6 protein-coding genes and 2 pseudogenes are annotated in these 9657 nt (G+C 44.9%); 3 read left to right on the top strand and 5 right to left on the bottom strand.

The window, feature by feature from the left end:
* Positions 1 to 89: pseudogene (locus B7C60_RS19240) on the top strand (DUF4250 domain-containing protein); the annotation flags it as partial.
* 36 nt (positions 90 to 125) lie between these two features.
* Here B7C60_RS19240 and purL read toward each other — a convergent pair.
* Positions 126 to 4019: a phosphoribosylformylglycinamidine synthase gene (gene purL / locus B7C60_RS12900; RefSeq protein WP_099611990.1), complete on the bottom strand. Its 3894-nt coding sequence runs from the start codon at positions 4017 to 4019 to the stop codon at positions 126 to 128.
* A gap of 306 nt (positions 4020 to 4325) precedes the next feature.
* Between purL and mltF the strand changes: the two genes are divergently transcribed.
* Together mltF and B7C60_RS20005 are read left to right on the top strand one after the other, a co-directional pair.
* Complete coding sequence (gene mltF, locus B7C60_RS12895) at positions 4326 to 5861, top strand: membrane-bound lytic murein transglycosylase MltF (protein ID WP_099611989.1); 1536 nt, start codon at positions 4326 to 4328, stop codon at positions 5859 to 5861.
* Positions 5862 to 6178: 317 nt separating this feature from the next.
* Positions 6179 to 6310 carry a hypothetical protein gene (locus B7C60_RS20005; protein WP_272870130.1) on the top strand — a complete coding sequence of 44 codons (132 nt, stop codon included), beginning with the start codon at positions 6179 to 6181 and terminating at the stop codon, positions 6308 to 6310.
* Between the two features lie 35 nt (positions 6311 to 6345).
* On the opposite strand, the gene tadA is transcribed toward B7C60_RS20005, so the two are convergent.
* From tadA to B7C60_RS19235, 4 genes and pseudogenes are all read right to left on the bottom strand, one after another.
* Positions 6346 to 6879, bottom strand: a complete 534-nt coding sequence (gene tadA, locus B7C60_RS12890; RefSeq protein ID WP_099611988.1) for a tRNA adenosine(34) deaminase TadA — start codon at positions 6877 to 6879, stop codon at positions 6346 to 6348.
* A gap of 298 nt (positions 6880 to 7177) precedes the next feature.
* Positions 7178 to 8737, bottom strand: a complete 1560-nt coding sequence (locus B7C60_RS12885; protein WP_099611987.1) for an AbgT family transporter — start codon at positions 8735 to 8737, stop codon at positions 7178 to 7180.
* A 324-nt stretch (positions 8738 to 9061) separates the two neighbouring features.
* Complete coding sequence (locus B7C60_RS12880; protein ID WP_099611986.1) at positions 9062 to 9475, bottom strand: type IV pilus modification PilV family protein; 414 nt, start codon at positions 9473 to 9475, stop codon at positions 9062 to 9064.
* Positions 9465 to 9657 (bottom strand): annotated as a pseudogene (locus tag B7C60_RS19235) (hypothetical protein); the annotation flags it as partial. The gene B7C60_RS12880 and the pseudogene B7C60_RS19235, both read right to left, overlap by 11 nt.

Genomic DNA, 9657 nt, shown 5'->3' with positions numbered 1-9657 from the left:
CTTATTTTGATATTGACCGCACAAAGCTCGAAGCGCGTTTAGCCAGTGCTGGCTTTGAATTTTTACCTGACGCTGGACAATTTCGCTAACAAAAGAAAAGGCCTAGAAACCTAGGCCCTCATTCATTACCCTAAATATTTACGGGCATTTTGGAACATTCGCATCCAAGCACCATTTTCCCCCCAATTATCGGGGTGCCATGAGTTGGCAACAGTGCGGAACACTCGCTCTGGGTGTGGCATCATAATCGTGACGCGACCATCTTGAGTGGTTAAGCCAGTAATCGCATTCGGTGAACCGTTCGGATTATTCGGATACTGCTGGGTTGGCTGACCGAAATTATCGACAAAACGTATCGCAATCGTACCTGACTGTTCAATAGCGACTAAATGCGCATCATCACGAACTTCCACTCGACCTTCACCATGAGAAACCGCAATCGGCATGCGAGAGCCCGCCATATCCGCAAAGAATAATGAATTGGATTTTTGTACTTCCACTAAGCTAAAGCGAGCTTCAAACCGTTCTGATTCATTACGCACAAACCGTGGCCATAAATCGGCACCGGGAATTAACTCTTTTAAGTTAGAGAGCATCTGACACCCATTACACACCCCGAGTGAGAAAGTATCTTGACGATTAAAGAACCCTTCAAACTGATCACGCGCTTGTGTATTGAACAACACCGATTTTGCCCAGCCTTCACCGGCCCCTAGCACGTCGCCATAAGAGAAGCCACCACAAGCCACCAGACCTTGATACTCATCCAATACCGCTTGGCCTGTTAAAATATCACTCATATGTACATCTATGGCATGGAAGCCAGCGCGATCAAAGGCCGCCGCCATTTCAACATGAGAGTTAACCCCTTGCTCACGCAAAATGGCCATTTTAGGTTTTATCCCTTGCGCAATATAAGGTGCTGCAATGTCTTGCTTCACATCAAAAGAGAGCGAGACATTCAAACCGGGGTCATTATTCTCTTGTTTAGCGACAAATTCTTGCTCAGCACAAGCAGGGTTATCACGCAGCGCTTGCATCTTATGCGTCGTTTCTGCCCAGATGGTCCGTAATTCAGTTCGAGAACGCTCAATCAAGGTTTGAGTACCTTGGTTAATCACAAACTTATCAGAACATTCAACGGCACCAATCACGTGTGAGCAGTCGGCTAATCCATGCCCAGCCAGAACAGAAAGCACATCATCCAGTCCATCATTTTTGACTTGGATAACCGCGCCTAGCTCCTCATTGAATAACGCCGCAAGCGCATCATCACCCAAGGTTTCAATATTGGCGGTGATGCCGCAATGCCCTGCAAAGGCCATTTCGGCTAGCGTCACCACTAAACCACCATCCCCTTTATCATGATAAGCCAACAATTGCTGGGTACGAACGAGGGTTTGCATCGCATCAAAAAATCCTTTGAGCTGCTCAGCATTATCCACATCAGCAGGTTTATCACCCAGTTGCTTATAAACTTGCGCTAATGCAGTTGCCCCAAGGCGATTTTGACCATGACCTAAATCAACCAGCAGCAAGCAACTGTCACCTTGATCAGTTCTCAATTGCGGTGTCACGGTATTGCGCACATCGTCAACACGAGCAAAAGCGGTGATGATCAATGAAAGGGGTGAGGTCACCTCTTTTGGCTCACCATGTTCTTGCCACTTGGTCTTCATCGACATGGAGTCTTTACCAACCGGGATGGTTAACCCCAGCGCAGGACACAGCTCTTCGCCTACCGCTTTAACCGCTTGATAAAGACCAGCATCTTCACCGGGGTGACCCGCTGGCGACATCCAGTTAGCCGAGAGTTTAATGTGTTTAATATCCCCGATATCGGTCGCCGCAATATTGGTGAGTGATTCTCCGACCGCTAAACGTGCCGAAGCGGCAAAATCGAGCAACGCAACGGGAGTGCGTTCACCCATCGACATCGCTTCACCATGATAAGTATCAAAACTGGCTGCGGTTACCGCGCAGTTTGCCACAGGAATTTGCCATGGCCCGACCATTTGGTCCCGAGCAACCAAACCGGTTACCGAACGGTCACCAATGGTAATCAAGAAGGTTTTTTCCGCTACGGCAGGTAAACGCAGTACGCGATCCAGTGCTTCATTTACTTCAATACCACGGCGATCAAGTGCAGGACTGATGACCTTCTGAGTTACCGCATCACGGTACATTTTCGGTGGTTTACCCAATAAAATATCCATGGGCATATCAATCGGCGTGTTATCAAAATGGCTATCTTCCAGCGTCAAATGACGCGTTTCAGTGGCCTCACCGACCACGGCATAAGGAGCACGTTCACGTCGGCATATCGCATCAAACACCGGCATATTTTCAGGAGACACCGCCATCACATAGCGCTCTTGTGACTCATTACACCAGATTTCCAGTGGGCTCATGCCGGGTTCATCATTCGGTACATCACGCAATTGGAAGACTCCACCACGATCGCCATCATTAACTAATTCAGGCAGTGCATTTGAAATGCCACCAGCACCGACATCATGGATAAAGGCGATAGGGTTAGCCTCGCCCATTTGCCAGCAGCGGTCGATCACCTCTTGGCAACGACGCTCCATTTCTGGGTTTTCACGTTGAACTGAAGCAAAATCGAGATCTTCTGCTGATTGACCGGAAGCCATGGATGAGGCAGCACCACCACCAAGGCCGATATTCATCGCAGGGCCACCTAATACAATTAATTTAGCACCGACGGGGATCGTTTTTTTCTGTACATGCTCCGCTCGAATATTTCCCATCCCCCCTGCGATCATGATCGGCTTATGATAACCTCGCACCTCTTCCCCGGCATGCGAGGTGACTTTCTCTTCATAAGTACGAAAGTACCCTAATAAGTTCGGACGACCAAATTCGTTATTAAATGCTGCGCCCCCCAAAGGGCCTTCTAGCATAATGTCTAATGCCGAAACAATTCGGCTTGGCTTACCAAAATCACTCTCCCATGGTTGAACAAACCCAGGAATACGTAAGTTAGAAACGGTAAAACCCACCAACCCAGCTTTCGGCTTACCACCAATGCCGGTTGCGCCTTCGTCACGAATTTCACCACCAGATCCAGTAGCCGCTCCCGGCCAAGGTGAAATAGCGGTTGGATGGTTATGGGTTTCAACCTTCATTAAGATATGTGCATCTTCATGATGATAACCATACTGACGAGAATTGGGATCCGGGAAAAAGCGACCCACTTTTGAACCCGTCATCACTGCTGCGTTATCTTTATAAGCAGACAGCACATGATCTGGCGTCACTTCGAAGGTATTTTTAATCATCTTGAACAGTGATTTGGGCTGCTCAACCCCGTCGATGGTCCAATCGGCATTAAAAATTTTATGGCGGCAATGCTCTGAATTAGCCTGAGCAAACATCATTAGCTCAATATCATTAGGATTACGCCCTAACTTAATAAAGCTTTCAACCAGATAATCTATTTCATCTTCCGCTAACGCCAGCCCAAGGAAAACGTTTGCTTCTTCAAGTGCAGTGCGGCCTCCCGTCAAAATATCGACTTGAGACATGGGGGCGGGTTCAGCCACACGAAATAGAGCCGCTGCGGCATCCAGTTCGGTAAATACCGTTTCCATCATTCGGTCATGAATAAGCGCAGCGAGTTTTGTCCGTTGCGACTCCGACAAAGGCTCTTCACTGGTAATATAATAAGCGGTTCCTCGCTCAAGCCGTTTGACTTGAGTTAAACCACAATTGTGGGCAATATCAGTTGCTTTAGAAGACCAAGGTGAGATCGTCCCAGGACGAGGAGTAACCAGCAGAAGCAAACCTTGCGGTTGATGCTCTTGAATAGTGGGACCGTAAGTTAGGAGCTTCTCTAGTTTACTCAGATCAGAAGCCTCTAACTCTGCTTTTAGATCAGCAAAATGCATAAACTCAGCATAGATGCCAGTCACTGGTAGGGTTTGTTCACGACATGTTTCAAGCAATTTTTGAACTCGAAACTCAGAAAGCGCCGGGGAGCCACGCAAAATTCTCATGTGCTTAGGTCTCTATATACAAGTGATTAAGATGAAATTGGCATAAATTCAATTAATTACAATACGTTAGTGGTGTTTAATAAAACCTATGCCAGTGTCACCTCGTCATTGCGTGGGCATTATAAAGGATTTCTTTTTGTGACGTAACACCAAAAGCAACCGTTTGCGTCATTTTTTGTTAAATTTGCATGATGGCACATTTCAAACACTCTCATCTGTTCATCACGCAAAGAATAAAGTCTAAACTTTGCCTTGACGCTGGGGTTTGGTATAAAGGCAGTAATTGATGTAAGAGATCTCGAATTAATGACTGTATTCCCTGGCGCGTCTTTTGGTCGCAACTTATGGCTTATTTGCCTAACACTCTTGATGGCGGGTTGTCAAATTGACTCTGATCCTCAAAGTGAATTAGAGCAAATTCGCGCTCGCGGTGTTCTCCGGGTTGGCACGCTCAATAATCAATTATCTTACTATATTGGCCCTGAAGGCCCATCAGGGCTTGATTATGAACTGGCGCGTGAGTTTGCCCGAGAATTAGGAGTTCGGTTAGAAATGAAACCGGCCTACCGGCTTTCTAGCCTCTTCCCCGCCCTTAACAATGGTGAGATTGATATTATCGCAGCAGGATTAAGCCAATCGGAATCTCGTTTAAAAGAGTACCGCGCCGGGCCTGCTTACTACTATGTGTCTCAGCAAGTGGTATATAAACCGGGCCAATGGCGTCCTCGCAACATTAACCAATTATTAGCCAAACAAGATGAACTGCTGGCACAAAATAGTCAGCAACCCATTTTTAAAATTGTCAATGATACTCACTTCACCAGTACCTTAGCGGCGATTAAAGCATCACAGCCTGATTTTAAATATCAAATCGACAATAATGCCGATGTCAGTGAGCTTCTCAAACAAGTCTCTAAAGGTGAGTTACTCTTTACCATGGCTGACTCAGTGGAGATATCGCTATCACAGCGCATTTATCCAGATATTGCGACCGCTTTTGAAATGACGGAAGATCAGCCTATTTCTTGGTTTATGCGTCGCTCTGATGATGAAAGTCTCTATGCATTAGTGATTGAGTTTTTTGGTACATTAAAGCAATCTGGTGCACTCGCTTCACTAGAGGAGAAGTATATCGGTCATGTGGGTAATTTCGATTACGTTGATACTCGAGCGTTTATTCGAGCTTTAGACACTCGTCTACCTAAATGGATACCCTTATTTCAAAAATACTCAGAAGAATTTGACTGGCGATTGATTGCTGCCGTGGCCTATCAAGAATCACATTGGAACCCAAGCGCCAAATCACCAACAGGAGTGAGAGGAATGATGATGCTCACACTACCCACAGCACGCAGTGTCGGGGTAACCAATCGACTCAATCCTGAGCAATCGGTTCGCGGTGGTGTTGAATACTTACGACGAATGGTTGCGAGAATCCCAGATAGTATACCGCAGCATGAAAAGATTTGGTTTGCGCTCGCTTCCTATAATGTTGGCTATGGGCACATGATGGATGCACGCCGATTAACCAAACAACAAGGTGGTTCTCCGGATGCTTGGGCCGATGTCAAAGATCGCCTACCCCTCTTACGTCAAAAAAAATATTTCACTCAAACGCGCTACGGCTATGCGCGTGGCGATGAAGCTCGTACTTATGTAGAAAATATTCGTCGCTACTATCAAAGTATTATTGGCCATCTGGAACCGCATCCTAATACTGAATTAGAGACCGGAACGGAAGATTTACTGGTCATTACGGTTACAGAAGAGTCGATAGATAGTGAGGCTCAAGCTGATCAAACAAATAACGAGGCCCAAAGCCCTGAAACTGGTCAGGACTAAAGCCTGCGAGAAATCAACCGCGGATGTCGCTCTGAAAGTAAATTTCAGCGCCATAACGGTCAAAAATCACGCTCTACTCCCTTGATTTTTATCGTTCGAAATCATATCTATTCAAATGAGATGTTGAACCATAGTGTGACCCTTGTCGCTTGTAAAAAATAAAAAACCAGTGAAAATCAACGGTAACAAAAGGTTGATAAACTTTTATTTTTGGTTCCTTACAGACACAACGTCAAACCATTCACCTTGGTATTACATGATAAAAGACAGAGATGTCTAAGTAAGGTTGTTCTTATATCTGCAGTAGGAGGCGTTTTATGCTACGACGTAAACGTCAATCAAAGCTCTTTAATAAAGCGGTATCAGCTAACCGTCGTCGACGCATGCTGGCCAATACAAAGAAAAAAGTATTAGCTCGCCATCGAGCATTTGTTCAATTAATCGATTAACGTCAAAAGCAAACATCTATAACATAGGTGTTTGCTTACCCACTCGATTTAGTTTTTTCCCGATCTGTTTGTTGCTGTTTGTTGGCTTTAATCTCTTTTCTTCGCCGTTTGAAAAAGGCCTGCAGTTGGTCACGGCATTCATCTTCCAATAACCCTTTTTCAATAGTGGCATAATGGTACGCCGCTTGGCTGGCAAAAAGGTCGAGCACCGTACCAGCCGCACCTGCTTTTAAATCAGGCGCACCATAGACAATTCGCTTCACTCGGCTATGTAATAGCGCTCCAGCGCACATCGGGCAAGGTTCTAACGTGACATATAAGGTTGTCTCCGCTAAGCGATAATTTTGTAAAACCTTTCCGGCTTGACGAATGACTTGAATTTCGGCGTGCCCTGTCGCATCGTGATGGCTAATCGAGCGGTTCCAACCTTCGGCAATAATTTCCCCATTTTTAACTAATACAGCACCAACAGGCACCTCTCCTTCTGACTCGGCCTGCGCTGCTAACTGCAACGCTTTGCGCATAAAGATTTCATCTTGTTGAGTAAAAGGCTCTGTTATTTCTATCATACGTACCTCATGATTGGTTTAGCGAGATTATACCGCGAGCAGATTGATTGGTTAAGGTGATAAAAGTGAGGCGATACCCAAACAACTTGGCGTTACAGGTAGGCGGCAAGTAGGAAGGGTATATATCTAATAACGAGGGATGGCAGCTCAGAGGCAAAAGAGTCAGTTCGTGTGCATAGACATACTGTGATGGGTGGTGAACGAACGCCACCAAAAACTGCAGTTGATCCAAGTGGATGGATATCTCTTCGTTATCCTTGCCATAAAAAGCCCGTATCTACGGGCTCTTTATGTTTATTTACAGCGAATAGGTATACGGAGCCTGAATCCCCAGTGGTATACCTAATGCCCAGTACACAAGTAGGAAAATAGACCAACCAACTAGCATCGCTATCGAGTATGGCATCATCAATGAGGCCAATGTACCAATACCCGTCCCTTTCACATAACGCTGGCAATAAACAACCACCAGAGGGAAGAACACCATCAGAGGTGAGATAATATTCGAAACTGAATCACCCACACGGTAGGCCGCTTGAGACAGCTCAGGTGAAATACCTACCGCCATCAACATCGGAACGAGAATCGGTCCAATCAATGCCCATTTAGCTGATGCAGACCCAACTAATAGGTTCACTATCGCTGTTAATAAAATCATCCCAACGATCGTTGCTTGCCCAGGAAGGTTTAACGCTTTTAGCCCTTCAGCCCCATATAAAGCGAGCATGGTTCCGATATTCGAATGACTAAACGCAGATAAAAATTGCGCACAGAAGAAAGCCATCACAATGTACGCGCCCATCGTCGACATGGTCGAGGACATGGCTTTAATAACATCATTACTGGTACGAAAATTCCCAGTGACTCGTCCATAAACAACACCTGGAATAATAAAGAGTATAAAAATCAGCGGCACAATTGATTTCATAATGGGCGCAGAAAAAGCGGTCAACTCGCCTTCTCGTGAACGTAATGCCGATGTCTCTGGCCACAATGCGGCCACCAGTAGCGCAATTCCTAGTAACATCGCACCACCAGCATAACGAAAAGCTTTTGATTCAATAGCAGAAAACGATCCTAAATCAGGAGCCGTTTCTGCATCCTCATCGACAGGTACCTGATTCAGTCGTGGTTCAATAATTTTTTCTGTGACATACCAACCAATTGCGACAATCAGAATAGAAGATAACCCAGTAAAAAAGATATTTGCTAAAGGATTCACTTGATAGGTTTGATCAAGAATTTGTGCTGAGGTTTGAGTAAAACCAGCTAAAAGTGGATCAATCCCTGAGGGAATAAAATTAGCAGAGAAACCACCCGATACTCCGGCAAATGCAGCGGCAATACCAGCTAAAGGGTGTCGGCCTGCAGCATGGAATATGATCCCTCCCAATGGAATCACCAATACATATCCAGCATCCGCGGCAGTATGAGAGACAATGGCAACTAAGATCAACATTGGAGTCAATAATCTGGCTGGGGTAACGTTGAGCATTTTTTTCAATCCGGTGGTAATAAAACCAGATGAATCAGCCACCCCAACACCAAGCATGGCCACAAGAACAATACCTAATGGGGCAAAGCTGGTAAACGTACTAACCATATTGGCCAAAAAACTTGCCAGCGCTGTTCCTGTCAATAGATTTGTGACTTGTAGTGCTTCTCCCGTTCTAGGGTTTATCAGATCAAAATCAATATGGGAGAGTAAAGCAGAAGAGAGCCAGACGATGATCAATGCCCAAAAGAATAAAATAGCAGGATCGGGAATTTTATTCCCGACCCGCTCGATAATATTTAAAAAACCATCAATCCGGCTAGATTTACCTGATGGTGATAAATTTACGGCTTGGTTACTCATGAATAAATCCTAATAGATGTTGTGATTGTGAGCCTTATTATGGATGCTTTGTTGGCTTTGAATGATGATTGTCTCTTATTTGCCTATCATTGAGACGATTTATAGCAGATCACGCATGGATATATTCTATAAAATAACCTATAGATAAGCATAAAATTTCAATTGAACAGAAACATCCAGAGACACATTTCAAATTAACGACATAATATAGCAACAAACAAAACACAGCTCATCTCAATATCTGGTACAAACCGATAACTGGGCCACAAAAATTTACATCGGCTGCATTTAACGATGACTTTAACCGCCTTATAAACGAAAAAACTAATCAAATTCACTGTATTGAGAAAGCATGGTTTTCAATTCAATTTGTTGAACTTGGCCATGGCGATCAAACCAAGAAGCTTGTATCACGATGGTTTTCAGCGAGCCGGATAATGTCACGGAAGGAACATCCCAATGAAGCGTATAAATAGGGTGACTACTATCTTCCCCAGTGACTAGATCATCGGTATAGTTAGCCACAGGAAGTGCGGAGGAGACACTTAATGCACCACGGGTACGAAACCATTCTAGTTTTTGCTCTGCGAGATTAAGCGCCTGAATACTGTGCATGGCAAAATCCGCTCTTTGCTCAATATAGGCTTGTAGTTTAACTAGCCCCAAGGCTCCAACGCCAATCAAAACAAATGAAATCATCACTTCAATTAAGCTAAATCCAAACTGTTTATTGCGCATACCACGATCCCTGTACCCATTTAAACTGACGAATCTTACGCAGTGGCGTATCAATTGCGTCTCGGTTAAACAAAAAATCCATCGCAGAGTTAAATACGGCATAAGTGTCAGGCGCATCCATCACATATCCCCCCGTGGGATAAAAAGCGCCATTTTGAAAATAAGCCGTATTATTCAACGAA

The organism is Vibrio fujianensis, from assembly GCF_002749895.1.
Taxonomy (GTDB): Bacteria; Pseudomonadota; Gammaproteobacteria; order Enterobacterales; family Vibrionaceae; genus Vibrio; species Vibrio fujianensis.
Note: the sequence above shows the minus strand (reverse complement) of the source record. Positions and strands in the feature narration are given on the sequence as shown.

Coding starts and splice junctions, on each gene's coding strand:
- B7C60_RS12880 (WP_099611986.1), bottom strand. CDS start 9,475: ATGCGCAATAAACAGTTTGGATTTAGCTTAATTGAAGTGATGATTTCA.
- purL (WP_099611990.1), bottom strand. CDS start 4,019: ATGAGAATTTTGCGTGGCTCCCCGGCGCTTTCTGAGTTTCGAGTTCAA.
- B7C60_RS20005 (WP_272870130.1), top strand. CDS start 6,179: ATGCTACGACGTAAACGTCAATCAAAGCTCTTTAATAAAGCGGTATCA.
- tadA (WP_099611988.1), bottom strand. CDS start 6,879: ATGATAGAAATAACAGAGCCTTTTACTCAACAAGATGAAATCTTTATG.
- mltF (WP_099611989.1), top strand. CDS start 4,326: ATGACTGTATTCCCTGGCGCGTCTTTTGGTCGCAACTTATGGCTTATT.
- B7C60_RS12885 (WP_099611987.1), bottom strand. CDS start 8,737: ATGAGTAACCAAGCCGTAAATTTATCACCATCAGGTAAATCTAGCCGG.